This is a genomic window from Streptosporangium sp. NBC_01810 (assembly GCF_035917355.1).
Taxonomy (GTDB): Bacteria; Actinomycetota; Actinomycetes; order Streptosporangiales; family Streptosporangiaceae; genus Streptosporangium.
In genome coordinates this window covers 2,298,339-2,317,785 of sequence record NZ_CP109070.1, presented here as the reverse complement: position 1 = coordinate 2,317,785, position 19,447 = coordinate 2,298,339, and the positions used below count along the sequence as shown (strand labels likewise).

At 69.3% G+C, this 19,447-nt stretch carries 18 protein-coding genes; 7 read left to right on the top strand and 11 right to left on the bottom strand.

The window, feature by feature from the left end:
* Nucleotides 1-95 precede the first annotated feature (95 nt).
* From OIE13_RS10540 to OIE13_RS10525, 4 genes are all read right to left on the bottom strand, one after another.
* Nucleotides 96-764 carry a flavin reductase family protein gene (locus tag OIE13_RS10540; protein ID WP_326640622.1) on the bottom strand — a complete coding sequence of 223 codons (669 nt, stop codon included), beginning with the start codon at nt 762-764 and terminating at the stop codon, nt 96-98.
* Complete coding sequence (locus tag OIE13_RS10535; protein ID WP_326829941.1) at nt 761-2,227, bottom strand: amidohydrolase family protein; 1,467 nt, start codon at nt 2,225-2,227, stop codon at nt 761-763. The genes OIE13_RS10540 and OIE13_RS10535 overlap by 4 nt, the downstream gene beginning before the upstream one ends.
* Nucleotides 2,224-3,210, bottom strand: coding sequence for a zinc-binding dehydrogenase (locus OIE13_RS10530; RefSeq protein ID WP_326640626.1), 987 nt, complete (start codon nt 3,208-3,210; stop codon nt 2,224-2,226). Before OIE13_RS10530 ends, OIE13_RS10535 begins: the two co-directional genes overlap by 4 nt.
* Nucleotides 3,211-3,468: 258 nt before the next feature.
* Nucleotides 3,469-4,938 carry an aldehyde dehydrogenase family protein gene (locus OIE13_RS10525; protein WP_326640628.1) on the bottom strand — a complete coding sequence of 490 codons (1,470 nt, stop codon included), beginning with the start codon at nt 4,936-4,938 and terminating at the stop codon, nt 3,469-3,471.
* Nucleotides 4,939-5,013: 75 nt separating this feature from the next.
* Between OIE13_RS10525 and OIE13_RS10520 the strand changes: the two genes are divergently transcribed.
* From OIE13_RS10520 to OIE13_RS10510, 3 genes are all read left to right on the top strand, one after another.
* Nucleotides 5,014-6,096, top strand: a complete 1,083-nt coding sequence (locus OIE13_RS10520; RefSeq protein ID WP_326829940.1) for an NAD(P)-dependent alcohol dehydrogenase — start codon at nt 5,014-5,016, stop codon at nt 6,094-6,096.
* Between the two features lie 155 nt (nt 6,097-6,251).
* Nucleotides 6,252-8,465 (top strand): cytochrome P450/oxidoreductase, encoded by a 2,214-nt coding sequence (locus OIE13_RS10515; protein WP_326640632.1) that lies wholly within the window; start codon nt 6,252-6,254, stop codon nt 8,463-8,465.
* 185 nt (nt 8,466-8,650) lie between these two features.
* Nucleotides 8,651-9,130: a hypothetical protein gene (locus OIE13_RS10510; RefSeq protein ID WP_326640634.1), complete on the top strand. Its 480-nt coding sequence runs from the start codon at nt 8,651-8,653 to the stop codon at nt 9,128-9,130.
* A 137-nt stretch (nt 9,131-9,267) separates the two neighbouring features.
* Here the strand turns inward: OIE13_RS10510 and fdhA are convergent, their stop codons facing one another.
* Entirely contained in the window at nt 9,268-10,491 is a 1,224-nt protein-coding gene (fdhA, locus tag OIE13_RS10505; RefSeq protein WP_326640637.1) for a formaldehyde dehydrogenase, glutathione-independent, read from the bottom strand.
* Between the two features lie 383 nt (nt 10,492-10,874).
* Here fdhA and OIE13_RS10500 point away from each other — a divergent pair, with 383 nt between their 5' ends.
* On the top strand, nt 10,875-11,519 hold the full coding sequence (locus OIE13_RS10500; RefSeq protein WP_326829939.1) for a recombinase family protein: 645 nt from the start codon (nt 10,875-10,877) through the stop codon (nt 11,517-11,519).
* A gap of 191 nt (nt 11,520-11,710) precedes the next feature.
* Here OIE13_RS10500 and OIE13_RS10495 read toward each other — a convergent pair whose 3' ends face one another.
* The 4 genes from OIE13_RS10495 to OIE13_RS10480 all read right to left on the bottom strand — a co-directional run bounded on the left by OIE13_RS10495 (nt 11,711) and on the right by OIE13_RS10480 (nt 15,866).
* The gene (locus OIE13_RS10495) at nt 11,711-12,829 is read right to left on the bottom strand and encodes a right-handed parallel beta-helix repeat-containing protein (RefSeq protein WP_326829938.1); all 1,119 of its coding nucleotides are present in this window, start codon (nt 12,827-12,829) and stop codon (nt 11,711-11,713) included.
* Between the two features lie 987 nt (nt 12,830-13,816).
* Nucleotides 13,817-14,488, bottom strand: coding sequence for a hypothetical protein (locus OIE13_RS10490; protein WP_326640644.1), 672 nt, complete (start codon nt 14,486-14,488; stop codon nt 13,817-13,819).
* A gap of 325 nt (nt 14,489-14,813) precedes the next feature.
* Nucleotides 14,814-15,305, bottom strand: coding sequence for a hypothetical protein (locus OIE13_RS10485; protein WP_326647105.1), 492 nt, complete (start codon nt 15,303-15,305; stop codon nt 14,814-14,816).
* A gap of 114 nt (nt 15,306-15,419) precedes the next feature.
* Nucleotides 15,420-15,866, bottom strand: coding sequence for a MarR family winged helix-turn-helix transcriptional regulator (locus tag OIE13_RS10480; RefSeq protein WP_326640645.1), 447 nt, complete (start codon nt 15,864-15,866; stop codon nt 15,420-15,422).
* Between the two features lie 199 nt (nt 15,867-16,065).
* Here OIE13_RS10480 and OIE13_RS10475 point away from each other — a divergent pair, with 199 nt between their 5' ends.
* Together OIE13_RS10475 and OIE13_RS10470 are read left to right on the top strand one after the other, a co-directional pair.
* Nucleotides 16,066-16,695 carry a hypothetical protein gene (locus OIE13_RS10475; RefSeq protein ID WP_326640647.1) on the top strand — a complete coding sequence of 210 codons (630 nt, stop codon included), beginning with the start codon at nt 16,066-16,068 and terminating at the stop codon, nt 16,693-16,695.
* Between the two features lie 117 nt (nt 16,696-16,812).
* Nucleotides 16,813-17,838: an aldo/keto reductase gene (locus OIE13_RS10470; RefSeq protein WP_326640649.1), complete on the top strand. Its 1,026-nt coding sequence runs from the start codon at nt 16,813-16,815 to the stop codon at nt 17,836-17,838.
* Between the two features lie 193 nt (nt 17,839-18,031).
* Here OIE13_RS10470 and OIE13_RS10465 read toward each other — a convergent pair whose 3' ends face one another.
* On the bottom strand, nt 18,032-18,400 hold the full coding sequence (locus OIE13_RS10465) for a phosphopantetheine-binding protein (protein WP_326829937.1): 369 nt from the start codon (nt 18,398-18,400) through the stop codon (nt 18,032-18,034).
* Here OIE13_RS10465 and OIE13_RS10460 point away from each other — a divergent pair.
* Nucleotides 18,344-18,562, top strand: coding sequence for a hypothetical protein (locus OIE13_RS10460; protein ID WP_326647121.1), 219 nt, complete (start codon nt 18,344-18,346; stop codon nt 18,560-18,562). The two genes, OIE13_RS10465 and OIE13_RS10460, sit on opposite strands and share 57 nt — an antisense overlap.
* A gap of 64 nt (nt 18,563-18,626) precedes the next feature.
* Here OIE13_RS10460 and OIE13_RS10455 read toward each other — a convergent pair whose 3' ends face one another.
* Entirely contained in the window at nt 18,627-19,412 is a 786-nt protein-coding gene (locus tag OIE13_RS10455) for an IclR family transcriptional regulator (RefSeq protein WP_326640653.1), read from the bottom strand.
* Nucleotides 19,413-19,447: the final 35 nt, after the last annotated feature.

The window sequence follows — 19,447 nt, the reverse complement described above, 5'->3', positions numbered from 1 at the left end:
CGCGCACCGCCCACGGTGCGCGAGTGGGGGACGAATCTTGATCGCCGGCGGGGGTGCGGGCTTCAGCGGAGCCTCTCCCCTGCCCGCGCGGCAGGTCAGGCGAGCACCTCCTCGCCACCCGGCAGGTCGGCGTAGGCGATGCGATCCTGGCTGAAGGTCGACTCCGACGACGCCGCGACGAACCACGGGAAGCCCATCCTGCCGACCGCGTGCACCTTGGTCGGATCGATCCTGGTAGGGGACGCCATGATCGACTCGTCCGCCGTTATGCAGACCACCTCGGCCAGCACGATGTGCACACCGGAGAAGCAGGAGGACGGATCCCCCCGGTCGATGACCTCGCGCACCCGGCACTCCAGGTGCGCCGGACTGTCGGCCAGCGACGGGGGCCGGACGACCTGCGACGGCACGGTCCGCCAGCTGACGAGCCCGGCCTCGTCGACGCCGGCAGGATACTCCCTGGCCACCGTCTCGATGTGGTCGGCCAGGGCGGTCGTGGTCACGTTGATCACGAACTCGCCCGAGGCGTTCAGGTTCACCCAGCTGTCCTTGGGCTCGTCCGTCGCCTCCCTGACCGAGCCCACCGTGACCGCGACGAGCGGGGGCTCCCCGGAGACCGGCATGTAGTAGCTGAACGGGGCGACGTTCACACCACCCTCGGCGTCCACCGTGGTGATCATCGCGATCGGGCGCGGCACGACGAGCTGGGAGAGCAGTCCCTGCTTCTGCGCCGGCGTCCTGTCTGCGAGATCGATGATCCTCATCCGCGTACTCCCTGGAGGTACTCTTCCGCCGACAGAGCCTGCCAGCGGTGGGGAACGTCGATGCCGGTCCTGCGGAGCAGCGCGGCGGACCGTGCCTCCGCCTCCTCCGACAGGGCTTCGAGATCGACGGTGGTGATCCGGTGGTCGCGCACGACCACCTGACCGTCGACGAGGACGTCCCGGACCGTGTGGCTCGGGGCGCCCCAGACGAGATGGGTCGCGAGGTCACCGCGCGGGGCCCAGACGGGGTCCCCGGTGTCCAGGATCACGAGGTCGGCGGCCTTGCCGACCTCGATCGAGCCGACGAGGTCACCCAGGCCCACCGCGGCGGCGCCGTCGATCGTGGCCAGCGCGAACGCCTGGTCGGCGCGGAGGACGGGCCGCACGTCGCGGTCGCGCTCCAGCGCGGTCAGCAGCCACGCGGCACGCAGCAGATCGGGCACGTCGCCCGCGTTGTGGGAGTCGCATCCCAGGGCGACCCTGCCGCCTCGGTGTACGAGTTCGGCGTGCCGGCCGGCGCGGGTGTAACCCTGGCCGAGGCGCAGGTACGCCCCGGGACAGGATGCCACCGCGGTCCGCGTCTCGACGAGGGCGTCCAGCTCCGCGTCGTCGAGCCAGACGGCGTGGCCGAGCACCAGCCTCGGGCCCAGCACGCCCAGCTGCTCGAAGTGGAGCACCGGTCGCCTTCCCGCGCGCCGCGCGTAGGCGTGGACGTCCGCCTCGCCCGGCGAGATGTGCCAGGTGAGGCCGACATCCAGCCGCTCGGCCAGCTCGGCGGCACCGGTGAACAGCTCGTCACTGGCCAGGTCATGCCCCACCAGGGTGACCCAGCCGGTGACGGTCCCGCCCGGCGGCAGCGCGCGTACCGTCTCCTCCTGTAGTGCCAGGGTCTCCGCCGCGGGCAGCGCGTGGGGGGCGCCTGGCACGTCCCAGCCCCACCTGCCGACCCGGCCGCGGATGCCGGCTGCCCGAAGCCCCGCCGCCACCCGCAGCGGGTGGGCGACGGTGCCCGGCTCCAGGATGGTGGTGACCCCGCGCAGGAGCGACTCGACGGCGGTCAGGGTGGCGGACAGCTCGTCGTCGTCGCCGGTGACCTGGCCGTGCAGCGGGACGGCCCAGTCGAAGATCGCCTCCTGGGAGTCGATGTCCTCCGGGATCATGCTGCGTACCAGCGGGTCGGTGGTGGTGTGCTGGTGGGCATTGATCAGGCCCGGGATGACGACGCAGCCGCTCGCGTCGAGTTCGGCGGCGCCGGGGAAGTCCTTCCGCAGGGTGACGGCGGGACCGATCGCGGCGATGCGCCCGCCGGTGACGGCGACGGTGGCGCCGGTGACCACCTCCCGGCGCGGCGACATCGTCACCACGTCCCCGCCGACGATCAGCAGGACGTCGTCGCGACCCGCTCGCTCCGCCTGCTCCGCCTGCTCCGCCTGTTCCACCTGTCCTGCCTGTCCTGCCGTCATGGCCGCACCAGCACCCTGCCGACCAGATCGCGTGAGCGCTCCAGCCCGAAGCTCTCGTGCAGGTCTCCCAGGCCGCACTCGGCGGCGCGGAGGGTGCGCATGCCTCCTGCGAAGTACGCGTCGAGCATCGCGGCGAAGTCCGCCGGGGCATAGGCGCCGGCGCCCAGCAGGCGGAGCCCTCGGTGGTAGATCTCGGCGAGGGAGAGGGCGACCTGGTCGCCGCTGGTGTTGCCGAAGGTCACCAGCCTGCCGCCGATCCGCAGGCAGCTCAGGGATTGCCGCCAGGTGGCGGCGCCCACGTGGTCGAGGACGACGTCGGCACCCCTGCCGCCCGTGTAGTCGCGGACGGCGTCGGCTATCGGGGCGTCGTTGCGCAGCAGCAGGTCGGCACCGAGCCCGGCCGCGACGGCGAGCTTCTCGTCGCTGCCGGCCACGGCCACCACCCGGGCACCGGCCCGCCTGGCCAGCTGGACGGCGGCGATGCTGACGGAGCCGGCGGCACCCTGGATCACCACACAGTCACCGGCGGCCACCTCCCCGACGGCGTAGGTGGCGTTCCAGGCGGTACTCCACGGGGTGGGCAGGGCCGCGGCCTCGTCGAGGTCGACGTGGCCCGGCACCGGGTGCGCCAGGTTGGCGGGGACCGCCACGAACTCGGCGTAGCCGCCCGGCACGTTCCCGCCGATGACCCGCAGGTGGGCGCAGTGGCCGCGGTCGCCGGCCAGGCAGTGCGAGCACGATCCGCAGCCCATCGTAGGATCGATCACGACCCGGTCACCGACCTGACGGTCGGTGACCGCGGATCCGATCGCCGCCACGTGGCCGGCGATGTCCATGCCGGCGATGTGCGGCAGACTGAAGCCGGGGAGCACTCCGGGACCGCGCCGCTGAAGCAGGTCGAGCCGGTTGAGGGCGCAGGCGCTGACCTTGACGACCACGTCGCGCGGACCGGGCTCGGGGTCGGCGACCTGTTGAACGCTCACCGCCTCCGGGCCTCCGAAGGCCGTCTGGACAAGTGCTCGCAACTCTACCCCTCCAAGCGATCGTTATTCACGATGGCATCTCGCATTGTGATTCATCGCCCGTAACGCGTCGTACTCTGCCGCCGCTCCGATAGGCGTGTCAATGCCCCCGGAGCCAACTGCCCCGCGCGTCACATGCTTGTTACCTGCGTGCCTCGTGGCGTGAATATGTGCAGGTTGGAACGCTGCCATTTAACAGCCGCCCCGCTGCTGCCATGTTCATTCCACAGGTGACCGGTCGAGCAGACGTACCGCGACAGCCTTCTCCTGCGTGTACTCCCGCATGGCGGCGTACCCGCCGCCACGGCTGAAGCCACTGTCCCTCTGCATGTTGAAGGGGAAGCCGATGACCCCGGCGTCGGCGAACTGGTTGACCGAGACCTGCCCCGAGCGCACCTCCTGGGCCAGGCGCAGCGCCCGGGAGACGTCGCTCGTCCAGATGCACGCCAGCAGTCCGAAGTCGGTGTCGTTCATCATCTCCACCGCCTGCCGGGCGCCGGAGAACTCCTGCACGGCGAGCACCGGGCCGAACACCTCCTCCCTGGACAGCCGGGAGCGCGGGTCCACGCCGTCGAAGAGCGACGGCGGGACGAACCAGCCGCCGTCCGCCCGTTCGGCGGGCCCGCCCCCGGTGACCAGGCGAGCCCCCTCGGCGGGGGCGCCCTCCAGGAAGCCGAGCACCCGGCGGTACTGCGCCTCGTTGACCAGCGGCCCCATGTCGAGGTCGGCGTCCCACGGGCCGATCCGCACGGCGCGCATCCGCTCCGCCACCCGCTCCACGACCTCGTCCCTGATGGACGCCTCGACGAGCAGCCTCGACCCCGCGTAGCAGTTCTGCCCGGCGTTCTCGGTGATGGAGCCCACGATCGCCGGGATCGCGACGTCGAGATCGGCGTCGGCGAAGAGCACGTTGGGCGACTTGCCACCCAGTTCCAGCTTGACCGGCACCAGGTTCTCCGCCGCGGCCCGCATGATCGCGCGACCGGTGGTCGTGGAGCCGACGAAACTGATGTGGTTCACCCCTGCGTGGGAGGTGAGCGCGGCACCGGCGTCGGCGCCGACTCCGGTGAGCACATTGAGCACGCCCGGCGGGAAACCGGCCCGCCGGGCCAGCTCCGCCAGCGCGAACGGCGCCAGCGGCGCCACCTCAGAGGGCTTGAGCACCACCGTGTTGCCCGCGGCCAGCGCGGGGGCCACGTTGGCCGCGGTGAGCACTGCCGGAACGTTCCAAGGGATGATGACCGCGCAGACGCCGTACGGCTCCTGCAGGGTGTACCCAAGATAGTCGGGGGTGCGGGTGGGGAGCGTCACTCCGGTCAGCTTGTCGGCGGCGCCCGCGAAGTACTCGACGATGCCCTGGGTGATGAAGATGTTCGTCCGGCCGCCCGACAGCGGCTTGCCGACGTCCCGGGCCTCGAAGCGGGCGAGGTCCTCGACATGCTCACCGATCAGCTCCGACCAGCGGCGCAGCAGCCTGCCACGCTCGGAGGCCGAGGTCGCGGCCCAGCCGGGGAAGGCCCGCCTGGCGGCCTCCACCGCGTCGTCGACGTCCGCTCGGCCCGCGCAGGCCACCGTCTGGATGGTCTGGCCGGTGGCGGGGTCGGCGACGTGGAGCTCACCGACGTCATGAGCGGCTGCCCACTCTCCGTCGATCAGTTGCTGGGCGGAAGGGATCGCAAGTTCGGCCATGCCGGAATCCTTGACCCCCCTCGTTCTGCATGTCAAGATGCCATCTCGTTTTATGAAAATAGTTGTGGAGGACCCGTGCGTATCACCGCCGCCGTTCTGGAGACCGCCGGAGGGTCCTTCTCCCTCCGGGAGACAGAACTCGAAGAGCCCCGCCCCGACGAGGTACTGGTCCGGGTGAGCAGCACCGGCATCTGCGGCACCGACCTGGAGTTCGCCACGTTCTTCCCCACCCCCGCGGTGCTCGGCCACGAGGGCGCCGGGGTCGTGGAGCGGGTCGGCCCGTGGGTGACCTCGGTGGCCCCCGGCGACCATGTGGCGATGAGCTTCACCTCCTGCGGGGCCTGCCCCCTCTGCCTGACCGGCTCCCCCGCCTACTGCCGGAGTTTCGACGCCCTCAACTTCGGCGGCAGGCGGCCCGACGGCTCCTCCGCGCTCTCCCTGGACGGCGCGCCGGTCAACGGCCACTTCCTCGGGCAGTCGTCCTTCGCCACACACGTCGTGGCGACCGAGCGCGCCGTCGTTCCCGTCGACAAGGGCATCGACCTGACCCATGTCGGCCCGTTCGGCTGCGGCCTGCAGACCGGAGCGGGCGGGGTGTTCAACGTGCTGCGCCCGTCCCCCGGCTCCTCGATCGCCGTCTTCGGGGCCGGCGCGGTGGGGGTAGCGGCGATCATCGCGGCGGCGATCAGCGGCTGCTCGATCGTCGCGGCGGTCGACGTCAACCCCGCCAAGCTGGAGGCCGCCCGCTCCTACGGCGCGACGCACACGGTCGACTCCTCGGCCTCCGGCTCGGCCGAGGCGCTGCGCGAGATCGCACCGCACGGCTTCGACTTCGTCATCGACACCACCGGCCGCCAGGACGTGCTGCGCACCGCCGTCGAGGCACTCGGCCCGCTCGGCCGGTGCGGCGTGATCGGCGTCGGCCCCAGCGAGGAGATGAGCTTCGACTGGCGCAGCATCCTCAACGGGCGCACCGTCACCGGGATCATCGGCGGCAGCAGCCTCCCCCAGGTGTTCCTGCCCAAGTTGCTCGATCTGTACGTCGCGGGGCGGTTCCCCGTGGACAGGATGATGACGTCCTATCCCTTCGAGCAGATCAACGAGGCGATCGCCGACCTGCGCGCCGGCAGGACAGCGAAGGCCGTCCTAACCTTCTGACCTCGCGCTCTTCGCCGGAGACCGCGAGACATCGCTGCGATATACGAGACATTGTCTCGTGATCCGCGCGTGAGTAGACTTCCGGCACCCAGACACCCAGTGGCGCGGCTGGGCAACACCGCGCATCGTTCGTATGGATATGGGGCCTGTGCGCCATGACCCAGCAGGTTGACTTCGACCACCACTCCGCGGCGTGCACCGCGGACCCGGTCGCCTACTACGACTCCTTCCGCGAGCAGTGCCCGGTGGGCCGGACCTCGGCCCACGGCGGCTTCGTCTACACGACCCGCTACGCCGACGTGACCAGGATCGCCCGCGACGACGACACCTTCTCCTCCTCCCGGGCCTCCTCCGGCGAGGACCGGGTCGCGATCGTCATCCCCAGCGGGCCGGGCCTGGAGCAGTACCCGATCGAACTGGACCCGCCAGAGGCCACCGGGTACCGCGACCTGATCAACCCTCTGCTCACCCCGGACGCCGTCGACCGGCTACGGCCGATGATCGCCAGGCACGCGACGCGCGTCGTCGACGCGTTCATCGAACACGGCTCGGCCGACTTCGTCCGTGACCTGACCAACCCGCTGCCCGCCGCGGTCACCCTGGACTGGCTGGGCTTCCCCGAGGAGGACTGGGCCCGGCTGGCCGGGCCGATCCACGACATCTTCGCCGCGCCCGCCGACAGCGACAGGGCCCGCAAGGGCGCCGAGGGCCTCGCCTACATGGAACGGCGGATCCGCGAGATCGTCCGGCTGCGCCGGGCCGAGCCCACCTCGGACGCGACGAGCGTCCTGGCCTCGCAGCACCGTCCCGACGGCACCCCGTACGGCGAGGACGAACTGGTGTCGGTGATCGGGCTGCTCATCGCGGGCGGTGTCGACACCACCACGTCGCTGACCGGTTCCGTCCTCGTGCACCTGAGCCGTAATCCCGGGCAGCGGCGCCGCCTGATCGAGTCGCCCGACCTGCTCGACACGGCCACCGAGGAGTTCCTGCGGGCGTTCGCCCCCTCGCAGTCCATGGCGCGCACCGTACGCGCCGACACCGAGATCGGCGGGTGCCCGGTGCGAGCCGGTGAGCGCGTGCTGATCCCGTGGGTCGCCGCCAACCACGACCCGGCCGTCTTCCCCGACCCGGCCGAGGTGCGCCTGGACCGGGACGCCACCAGGCACCTCAGCTTCGGCATCGGCACGCACCGCTGCGCCGGCGCCCACCTGGCCCGCGCCATGTTCCGCGAGATGATCACCCAGGTGCTGACCAGGCTGCCGGAATTCCAGGTGCTCGAGGACGGGCTCGTCGCCTACCCCACGCGGGGGAACCAGTCCGGCTGGGACGCGATCCCCGCGATCTTCCCGCCGGGACCCCGGCTGGGTGCCGGATCCGCGCCCGGCACCCAGTCGGCCTTCACCCCGGCCGCCTCCTTCGAGGCGGTCGTCACCCGAGCCGAGCCGGTCGCCGACGGTGTGCTGGCGCTGACCCTGGCCAGGGCGGGCGGCGGCGAGCTGCCCGCCTGGGAGCCCGGCGCGCACCTGGAGTTCCGCCTGCCGTCGGGCCGCGTCCGGCAGTACTCCCTGTGCGGCGACCCCGGGCGGCGAGACAGCTACCGGGTGGCGGTACTGCGCGAGGAGAACGGCCGCGGCGGCTCGGCCGAGCTGCACGAGATCGCCCGCGAGGGTGTCACCGTCGGTGTGCGGGGACCGCGCAACCACTTCCCCCTGGTGACCGCCGAGGACTACCTGTTCATCGCCGGAGGCATCGGCATCACGCCGATCCTGGCCATGGCCCGTGCCGTCGCCCGCCGGGGCGGCGCCCTGCGCGCCGTCTACGGCGGGAGGTCCCGCACGTCCATGGCCTTCGGCGACGAACTGGTGGAGTGCGCGGGCGAGCGCGCCGAACTGGTGCCACAGGACGAGTTCGGCCTTCCCGACCTGGACGTGATCCTGGCCTCGGCGGGGCCGGCCACCGCGATCTACTGCTGCGGCCCTTCCGGCATGATCGAGGCCGTCGAGCGGGCCTGCGAGCGGCTGGGCATCGGCGACCGGCTGCACGTCGAGCGCTTCACCGCCGGTGACGCCCCTGAGGTGGTCACAGACCCGGCGGCCAACACCGCCTTCGACGTCCACCTCGCCAGGACGGGGCAGACCGTACGGGTCGAGTCCGACCAGCGCCTCATCGAGGCGATCCGCGAGGTCGCCCCCGGCCTCTCCTACGACTGCGAGAAGGGGTACTGCGGCGCCTGCGAGACCCGGGTGCTCGCGGGGACGCCCGAGCACCGCGACTCGCTGCTGACCGCCGAGGAGCGGGAGGCGAGCCGGACGATGATGATCTGCGTCGGCCGCTCGTCGTCGCCCAGCCTGGTCCTGGACCTCTGACGGCCCGGCGAAATTCGCGGGGAGCGGAAAAGGGAGCGGAAAAAGGGAGCGGGGAAGGGAGCGGGGAAGGGAGCGGGGAACCGGAGGAGAAACCGCCCGCGGGTGTCCCATCGGCACCCGAGGGCGGTCTCCGCCCTCCCTCGTCACCTGTACGGCTCGCGCGAACGCGTCGTACGATGCCGCACATGCCGAACATCGGACCAATGGAACTGCTGGTCGTCGCCGTCCTGTTCGCGGTGATCCTGGTGATCGTCATCGGGGTCGTCATGGCCGCCAGAAAGGGCAGCCGGGTGCCGATGCCGATGCCGATACCGATGGCGACGCCGCAGGGGCTGCACGAGCTCGTCACCGAGCTGACGCGCCGGGGACGCAAGATCGAGGCGATCAAGGAGCTGCGCCACCACACCGGGCTCAGCCTGCGAGAATCAAAGATGATCGTCGACGACGTGGCCATGGGACACGATCTGTGGAGCCAACCCGCCATGGCCCGGTTCAAGCCCTCCCAGCCCACGGCCCTGCCGCACGCCGGTGCCGCGGTCCCCGACCTGGCCACCCGCGTGCGCGAGCTCAAGGCCGCCGGCCGCGCAGAGCAGGCGGTCTATCTGGTGCGCGGTGAGACCGGCATGGGCGAGCGCGAGGCCGAGTTGTTCGTCGAAGCCCTCTGAATCCGGGACTCGCCCCCAAGCGACCACCGGAAGCGGTGACACGGCACGCGCGAGAAAGGGGCCGGTGACCCGTCATCGAGGGATGATCTGCCGGTTCACCCCGCCCGCACGCGGGATCCGGCGTCGATGACGGATCGCTAGCCCGTCGTGCCAAGCACGCCGTTGGGGTCGAGCACGAACTTGGACGCGGCGCCCTGGTCGAAGTCCTCGTACCCCTGGGGCGCCCGCTCCAAGGGGATCGGCACCGCGTTGACCGCCTTCGCGATCTGCACCCTGTCGTGCAGGATCGCCTGCATCAGGTAGTAGTTGTAGCGCATGACGGGGCACTGCCCCGTGCCGAAGGAGAGCGACTTGGCCCAGCCGAGGCCGAGCCGGATGGAGAGCGATCCCTGCCTCGCCGCCTCGTCATGGGCACCCGGGTCACCGGTCACATACAGGCCGGGGATGCCGAGCGCGCCGCCCGCGCGGGTGATCTCCATGAGCGAGTTGAGCACGGTGGCCGGGCGTTCCTGTGCCGCGTCGGCGCCGTGGCCGCGCGCCTCGAAGCCGACGGCGTCGACGCCGCAGTCGACCTCCGGCACGCCGAGGATCTGCTCGATCTGGTCCTTCGGCTCACCCCGCGACACGTCGACGGTCTCGCAGCCGAAGCTGCGAGCCTGCTCCAGGCGGTCCTTGTTCAGGTCGCCGACGATGACCGCGGCGGCCCCGAGGAGAAACGCCGAGACCGCCGCGGCGAGCCCGACCGGGCCCGCGCCCGCGATGTAGACGGTCGTTCCCGGCTTCACCCCGGCGGTGACGCAACCGTGGAAGCCGGTCGGGAAGATGTCGGTGAGCATGGCCAGGTCGAGGATCTTCTCCATCGCCTGGTCCCTGTCCGGGAACTTGAGCAGGTTCCAGTCCGCATAGGGCACCAGGACGTACTGAGCCTGCCCGCCGACCCAGCCGCCCATGTCGACGTAGCCATACGCCGAGCCAGGCCGGTCGGGGTTGACGTTCTCACAGATCCCGGTCTTGCCCTCCTTGCAGTTGCGGCAGCGGCCGCAGGCGATGTTGAAGGGCACCGAGACGAGGTCGCCCACCTTCGTGAACTCCACGTCGCCGCCGATCTCGACGACCTCGCCGGTGATCTCATGGCCGAGGACGAGACCGATGGGCGCGGTGGTACGGCCACGGACCATGTGCTGGTCGCTGCCGCAGATGTTCGTCGCGACGGTCTTGACGATCGCCCCGTGCGGCACCTTGCGGCCCACGTTGGCCGGGTTGACCCCCGGCCCGTCCTTGAGGACGAACTCGGGATAGTCGATGTTCTGGACTTCCACCTTGCCCGGTCCCTGGTAGGAGACGGCTTTGTTGCTCGGCATGACGTCCTCCGTGTTTCCTCGTGGCGCCCTTCCGCGTGATGCTCGTGGAGCAGCCGGTCGTCGCCCGCGAGGGGACCTGCGAGGGGGCTGTGACGGCCGAGTCCGGACCGGAGACAATGGTTCTCTGCCCGTTTTCCACCATATACCCGCTGTTTTCGGCGTCACCTCGGGAGCCGTTTTCCGCACGAAGGGTCCGGCAACGCCCGGTCCTACCAACGTGTATCTATGTGACCCATGTGACGAGCCGCGATTTACTGCCGGATCAGCCAGGACCGCGAGGGCGCAGGGTTGGGCGTCGCCCGCCAGGAGGCCGAGCACAAGGCCGAGCGGCAGAGGCGTCAGCGGCGCCAGAGTGCCGAGGCGGGCAAGGTCTCCGGCGGGGGATGCGCCCGTACGGCTACGCCGAGGACCGCGTCACGGTCATCGACAAGGAAACCGAGGTGATCCGGGAGGCCGCTCGACGGTTGCTCGCCGGAGAGTCGCTGTCGAGCGTGTGTCGAGACTTCCGCACGCGTGAGATCACGACTCCTACCGGGGGTCATTGGATCCCGACGACATTGCATCGGCTGCTGGCGTCGGCGCGGATCAGCGGACGACGCGAGCACACACCCCGCAGCACTTCCGAGACCACGCGCCCACTGCTGGGGGAGATCGTGGCCGACGCCGTCTGGCCCGCCATCATCAGTGCCACCGATTCGGATCGGCTTAGCAGCCTGTTGAGTGATCCGGCCCGTGACTTCCGTGCCCAGGCCGCCACCGGGCGGACCTATTTACTGTCCGGGATTCTGCGGTGCGGCCGGTGCGGCCGGTGCGGCCGGTGCGGCCGGTGCGGCCGGTGCGGCCGGTGCGGCCGGTGTGGCCGGCGGATGAACGGCCGCCCCCGCTCCGGCGTGCCGCGCTACGTGTGCCCGAACGTACCGGGCACCGCGGCCTGCGGCGACCCGCCGCAGGCGGGCGGATGCCAGCCGCGCTGCTGCTCTTCGGCCGGTCGCGGCCACGCCTCCCACGCGCCGACGTCAACCGAGTAGACACCCGCGCCCCCGGAGGAGACTTCAGGCAGCCTGGGAGGCGGCCGGTATAGGCTCACCCCGCTTCCGGTGCTCGGGCCTGGCGGCCCTGCGCTCCCCCTACGGAACCAGGTGGAGTTGATGCGTGCGGTGGCTCGGGCGAGGTTTGCAGAACCAGTGCATCACCTCAGCCCGATGCCGCCGCCGGAGCGTCAGGAACAGCTGCCCTTCTTGGTGAGCTGACCGCCGATGACCTTGTTGTCGCAGGCAATCGTGTTGCCGCCCACGGTGTCGTTGATGCCGACGCCCCTGCCGCCGGCGAGATCGATGGTGTTCTTGCGGAAGACGTTGCCGGTGCCCCAGCCATCGACGATCTCGTGGGTCTGGAAGCCGTCCTGCGGCGTCTTCTTTCCGGTGTTGCCCTCGATCACATAGTTGTTGCCCTTGACGTCGACCCAGGAGTCGTTGAGCTTGTCCCCGCCGAGTGCCGACCCGTCGAAGACGTTGCCGACGATGTGGCCCCCGCTGGTGCCTTCCTTGATGTCCACGGCCTCAGCCGTGGCCCGGATCACATTTCCGCGTACCAGGTTGTTGTCGCTCTTGTCCATCTGCCCGCCGGAATACTTCTTCCAGTTCGACTCTGCCGATCCGAGATAGACGCCCTCGCCGAACTTCGCACGGCGCAGGCCAGTGTTGTAGATCTTGTTGTATTGCACCATGTTGCCGGTACTGAAATTGCGCAGATGGACGGCCTCGTCGCCGATGTCATGCACGGTGAGGCCCTGGATGATCGAGCCGTTGGTCCTGTCCGCCATGACGCCCTTCTGCGCGTTCTGAACGGTGAAGCCCACCAACCGCCAGAAACTCGCCCTGTCGAGGTGGAAGGCGTAGCCCTTCTTGATGCCGCCGCCCTCCAGAACCGATTGGGCGGTGCCGCACAGAAAGATCGGCTTACCCCGTGTTCCTGACCTCTGGGCGACGAACTCGCCCCTGTAGGTGCCCGGGCGCAGTCGAATGACGTCGCCCGCCCGGGCCGACCTGAGCGCCTGCTGGAGCTCATCGGCGCTGCCGACGGTCTTGGTCGGCTGCGGGCAGCGCACCATGCCGGGGCCGGTCGGCACGGTCATGACCGGTGCGGGAGCGGACACGGACACCATCCTCAAGCCCTTGAGGTCTCTCGCCTCCTTGTCCCCGCCGTTGTTTCCGTAACCGCCGGTGTCGGCGCCGTTCCCAAGGCCCATGCCCTCGTTGCCGCCGGCCACCGGCCAGAGCCCCGTGGCCATGACCAGCGGGCCCACCAGCCCGACGACTAACTTGATATCGATCTTCATAACTCGTCTCCCTTTCCGGGGGTCGACAGACGATTACTCCACCAGGAACACAGGACTTGCTTTATTGCGAAAACTCTTGAGGTGACGCTTACTGATGATCAAAGGTCGACGCCACCCGGAACGCGCCTGTCACTGCAGGTCAGAGGCATGATCGCGTGTCACGTCGAGCTTTCAGGTTCAGTGAAGGCATGTCACCAGGGGCATGGCCATGCGCGCCACGACCGTTCCAACCGATCACCCCTCCAGCGGGGCAACACCTTCACAAGGCTTGGTCTTCACAGTCGGTCACTGTCCGACTCGGATCAGTTGCTCGGTTTCGACGTGTCTGACGTTGTGAATGATGCGCTTGCGGAATGGCCGGTCTTGTCTGCGCTGAGGCCGACAGGACCGGCCACACCGGCTCCGCCGAGGCCGTAGTGACCGCTGCACTTCGAAAAATGTTGCCCACCTGCGGAGAGTCGGTTTTTCTCAGACAGCCCTCGGTTCGGCGACCGACTGGACAAGGCCGTTTCTTTCAAGACTGGCCAGCATATCCTCAACCGCACCGGGAAGATTCTTTTCAGGAGTCGGCAATCCGGCTCTTCAATGTTGAGGGGGATGTTCACCCTCAACATCGAAGAGCCCCTAAAGGGATGGTGGGCGGCGCCGGCTGCGACCGGCCGAAGAACCGCAGCACGGTCGTCGACCGCCTGACGCGCGGCGAGACGCCACAGGCGGAGCGCCTTCAACCCTGTAATGAAACTCCTCGCCGAAAACGACACCAGTCCCAAATCGACACCGGATGGACCGGGCCGACCTGGGCCAAGTTTCGGCTGTCTTCGCAGGTCTACGCGTCGCCGGAGGTCGGTCTCGCGGGGCACGCAACCCCGGTCCCATCGAAACCGCGGTAGCCACAAGGTTCGTGCGCGACGAGCACTCCCCAGACCACCCGCGGCGGCATCACAGACCTGTCATGACCTGGCTTTGCTTTTCACCCGGTGACGGGCGTCAGACCATTACCGACTCCCCACCGGGATAGGCAAAGGACGACCGAGGCGAGTAAAAGCCCCACACGATCTGCAGCGGCTCGGCGGGGCGGAGAGCATAGACGGGGTGGCTCGGCTCCAGAAACTCCAGTGACACGATCTCGAACGGGTCGACCGGTTCCGCCACGAACGGATAGATCCCGCTGAGCTTCTGCCCGCCGACCTCGGTGATGTAGCGCAACTGGCCACGGTTGACCGCCATACCGGTGTCACCGACCCGCGCAGTCGTACGGATCACCGGCACACCGTCCGACTCGGTCGTCGCGACCAGATCCCTGCCCTCGACCTCGATCGTGGTACGGCCCGCGGTGGCGGGCACACCTCGGGCGGCCGCGTACTCACGTACCGCCACACTGGAGTTGAAGTAGTGCGTCCACCAGCGGCCGGGGGTCACACCGTCGGGAGCGTAGGCGTCCTCCAGGTCCGGCCCAATGTAGGTGAGCGAGTACGCGCCGAAGCCTGAAGTCTGCTCAGGCCGGTCGACGACGTACTGGTTCATGAAGACCTGGCGGTTGGCCATGGGCTTCAGACCGTCAGGCACCAGGGCCGCAACGGCTTCGGGATCGGCCGGCACCCAGCCAAAGTAGATCATCCGGCTGTTGACGACGAGCTGGGGAGCCACGATTTCGGACACGACTTCTCCCTGACTATCGACGGTATACAGCCGGAACATACGTTACGTACCCACAGAGAACAATGATGGATATGTGATCCCCTCGATTCCTCGGAAACCGACTGTCACCCCAGCCTCGACGATCCGCCAACCAGCCCGGAGGGCGGCGACCGACTCGACCAGACCTGCTTTCTCCAAAGCGTCGAGCACATCGTCTACGGCCTCCGGCGGGTTCACCCGCGAGTCCGCGATCTGCTGAACACAGGTCCAGAGCACCCGTCCATCGAGATCGCTCTGGTCCAGCACGAAGTCATCGGGAGACTTGGCCTCGTGCCGGGGCAGGCGCTCAAGAGTAGGCCCCTGGGCGGACGATCATAAGGACCACGACGATCGCCCACAGCAGGTTGTAGATTCCGGCGAGCATGCTCAAGGTACGCAGCCGCTTGCCGTCGTCGGGGGCGGCGAGGGCATCACGTTGGCGCGGATAGATCTGCAGGGCGAGCAACCCGCCCGCGGCGGTGGTGAGGACCATGGAGATGTTGATCCAGATCTCGCCCATCCTGCCCTGGACGAAAGCCAGGGCGATCCCCACGACGGGCACGACGACAGCGAAGACGCCGTAACCGCGGGTGATGCGGTGCAGCGCGACAGCCACGGCCCGATTGCGGTCTCCCTGGGTCTCCAGCTGCGGGTCGAGGAGCGCACCCGCCGTGGCCGGGCCGGCCGCGACGCTCGTGGCGACCGGGGCATAGCGGGGGAACAGGCTTGCGGCGACGGCCGATCCTCCGACGAACACAATGCCGGCCAGTACATGGACCGACAACAACACGCCTTCCACAGGCACCCCTCTCCATTACCTTCAGACAGACTGAAGCCTAACATAGGCTTCAGTCTGTCTGAAGGTTGCAGCGGAGCTGTGCCCCATACCGTCTGGGGCCTCTCACCCATCAGGTCAGAGCGGTGAACGGCCCCCGAACGCGGCGCGTACGGCGTCGGCGATCTGACGTTGGATCGGATCGGCGTCCGGGCCGAACAGCCGTTCGTCGACCACCGCCACGGCCTTCATCGCCTCCTGCATGAGATGTGCGCCTTCAGGTGTGATCTCGATGGCCGAAGCGGACCCCGCACGGGCGGTGTTGTCCCGAACGAGCCCGGCGCCGGACAGCGCCTTCACCGCCGTATGGACGCTCTGCACGGTGATTCCGGACATCCGCGCCAAGTCGCTGAACGACGCGCCGGGCACACCGGCGATGTGCCCGAGCAGGCCGAGCCTGCTGACCGTCAGGCCGATCGGCGCGAGGGCGGCACCGAGCTCGGACTCGATCCGGTGCGCCAGCGTGAGCAGCACGATGGAAGGGCTGGTCTCCGGCGGACCTGGACGGGCGTTCTCGATTGTCACCTCCCAAGTCTCCCGCAGTCCCCATCGGCTGCGACGATGTGGACGGCACCTTGCGTAAGCGATCTCACCTGTCGGCACTACGGCGATGCTGCGGATGACCCCTTCAGGGCATTCGGCGCCTACGAGCTGTTCCACCGCTTCCGCGTCTTCCGAGTGGCCTCGCGGAGGACAGTCAGACCACAGTACGAGGTCCATCGCCATGACGCGGCTGAGCGGCAGAGTGGTCCGATGGCAGCCGATGCTGGACTCGCTCCTGTTCAGCGGCGTGGTCCTGGCCTGGCCCCATGACGAACCGCTCACGTGGAAGGGCGCGGTCTGGTCGCTGCGGGTGATCTCCGTTCTGGTCACGCTGGCCGCGGTGTTCGTGCTGGACAACGCGGCGGCCGACGTGCTGGCGCCGATGCCGCTGCCGCTGGGGGCGCGGACCGCGCCGCGGGTGGGGTTCACATTGGTCTGGATTGTTCCGGTGTGGGGGGTATCGCTGCTGGTTCTGGCACCGCGTATGTCGGCGGTGTGGGTCCTGTGGTCGACGGTGGAGCCGGCGGGACTGCTCGCCACAGGGCTGGCAGGCGCCGCAATGCTGGCCGGGAGGCTCGGCATGCGGGAGCCGGGTGTCGTGGCGGCGCCCGGTGCGGCGGGCGCATGGCTACTGATCTTCATTCTGCCGGGGCCGGTCGCGATGTCCACGCTCCGGCCACAGGACTGGGTGGTGGCCCATCTCTATTGGTCACTGCTGCTCGTGGCGGGTCTCGCAGTGCTGGTCCGGATGTCGCGCGATCCGGTTAGGAGGCCGCGCACTTGGCGGCGTTGTTGGCCCCCTGCCCGGTGAACGGAACCGGTGTCCGATGTCGGACAGCTCTGCCACACGATCCCCCCGAAACGGCACAGGATGGTACATACGACCCCTGCGCGAAGGTGGCCGAAGGCCGACTGGCAGGATCGGGCCGTGAACCATCGCACGCTTGGCCGCACCGGCATCCAGGTCAGCCCGCTCTGTCTCGGCACGATGATGCTCGGGGCCTGGGGAAACACCGATTACGACGAGTGCGAGCGCATCGTCGGCACCGCGCTCGACGCGGGCATCAACTTCATCGACACCGCCGACGTGTACGCGTTCGGCGAGAGCGAGACGATCCTGGGCAGGGCCATCAAGGGCCGTAGGGACGAGATCGTGCTGGCGACGAAGTTCCACAACCAGATGGGCGACTCGCCCAACCGGCGTGGCAACTCCCGCCGCTGGATCATGCAGGCCGTCGAGGACAGCCTGCGCCGCCTGGGCACCGACTGGATCGACCTCTACCAGGTGCACCGTCCCGATCCGCAGACCGACATCGACGAGACCCTCGGCGCCCTGTCCGACCTCGTGCGCCAGGGCAAGGTGCGGGCGATCGGCACCTCCTCCTTCCCCGCCGAGGAGATCGTCGAGGCCCAGTGGGTCGCCGACCACCGGCAGCGCGAGCGGTTCTCGACCGAGCAGCCCTCGTACTCGATCCTCGCCCGGCACGCCGAGGCCGCCGTCCTGCCGGTGGCCGAGCGCCACAACCTGGGGGTGATGGTCTGGAGCCCGCTGAACGGTGGCTGGCTGACCGGCAAGTACCGCCGGGACGCGCCGCTGCCCGACGGCTCCCGGGCCTCCCGCAACGGCGACCACTTCGACTTCAAGGCCGAGGAGGTCCGCGCCCGCAAGCTCGACGTCACCGAGAAGCTGGCTGTCCTGGCCGACGAGGCGGGCATCTCGATGATCCACCTGGCCCTGGGCTTCGTGCTCTCCCATCGGGCCGTCACCTCGGCGGTGATCGGCCCGCGCACGCTGGAGCAGCTCACCAGCCAGCTCGGCGCGGACGAGGTGCGGCTGTCACCGGAGATCCTCAACGCGATCGACGAGCTGGTCCCGCCGGGGACGAACATCAGCCCCGACGACGTCGGCTACCTGCCGCCCGCCCTGACCAATCCCGCTCTCCGCCGCCGCTGACGGAACCCCGGGACCGGGCCGGCGCCACCTGAGGGTCGCGAACGCCCGGGGCCCGGGCGGGGGGCACGAGGTGGGTCCGAGCAGTGCCGGTACGGCCTGCTCGGACCCACCTCGCGTTTTCGGAAGAACGACGGGTCGGCGGCCGCCACCTGCTCACACCCCGCCGCCTCGGGAACGGGGCCGGTGCGGCACTTTACCCAGGTCCGATGCCCTTTACCAGAGGCCTGGCGACTACTTGCCGCGTTGGCCGCGAAAGGGGCCGCGGCCGCCGCAGCACAGCTACAGTGAGCCCACTGTGGAGCTGATACGGACGAGAAGGTCGACATACGGAACACCACCCACCACCACCCGCCACGGCACCAAATACTCCGGCAACCGCCCCCGCAACCACTCCAGCAACTCCCCCTCCCCCACCCCACCCCACCCCACCCCCAGCAACAAGAACCACATACGACGTCCCGAAGATCTCCCTGAGCCGGGCGACCATCCGTACCACGAGGATGGAGTGACCACCGAGAGCGAAGAAGTCGTCGGTAACGCCGGGCTCGGCGACGCCGAGCACATCGGCCCAGAGCTCGGCGACGCGCCGCTCAGCGTCGGTGCGCGGGGCGACGTGCTCCGTCGGCCGAGGTCGCCCGGCTCCGGCAGCGCCTTGCGGTCGACCTTGCCGTTGGCGTTGAGCGGGATCGCGGGCAGCGGTACGTGGTGCGCCGGGACCATGTAGGCGGGCAGTCGCGCACGGCACCAGGCGTCCAGATCCGGTTCCGCCCCCGTCTCCCCCTCGCTTCTCACTTTCGCATGCGACTCACGGTGTCGGCCATGCCTCCGATGCGGCGGCTCAGCTCGTGAGCGGTCCGCCCGACCTGGCCCGCGATCTCCTCCCGTTGCGCCGACTCGACATCGCCGACGGGGAAAGTGACCGCTATTCCCGCGATCGGGTAGGCCCTGTGGTCCAGTACAGCGGCGGCGACGGAAGAAAAGCCTGTCGTGACCTCCCCTTCCTCTGTCGCATACCCGCGGCGCCGTACGTCGACCAGCAGGTGGCGGAGCGCGGACGGTGAGCGTGGTCCGACCTCGGTCCGCATAATGAAAGCCGAGGGATCGGGAAACACCGCCCGCACCTGGGCTTGCGAGAGACACGCCAGCATGGCCCGGCCGCTGGCGGTCAGGTGCGCCGGTAGCCGTACCCCGACTTCGACGACCAGCGGCGCGCGCCCGGGTGCACGTTCCTCGATGATGTAAATGACCTCACGGCCGTGCAGTACGGCGAGGTGCGCGTTGTGCTCGGTGCGATCGACGAGCCCGGCCAGCGGCACCCGGGCCAGCCGCTGGAGCGGGGCCTGTCGGCTGTATCCGGAACCGAGCTCGAAGGCACTCACGCCCAGGCCGTAGCGCCGTTCCTCGGGCAGATGCACGACGAATCCTTCGCGGGCCAGCGTATCCAGCAGGTGGTACGTCGTCGAGCGGGGCAGGCGCACGTCACGGCTGATGGCGGCGGCCGACACCGGGCCGGCCTGACCCGCGAGGTAGCGCAAGATGGCCAGCACCTGGGCGGCGGCGGGAACGACGGACATTTTCCAAGAATAACCCTAATGTCTTGGATCCCAGA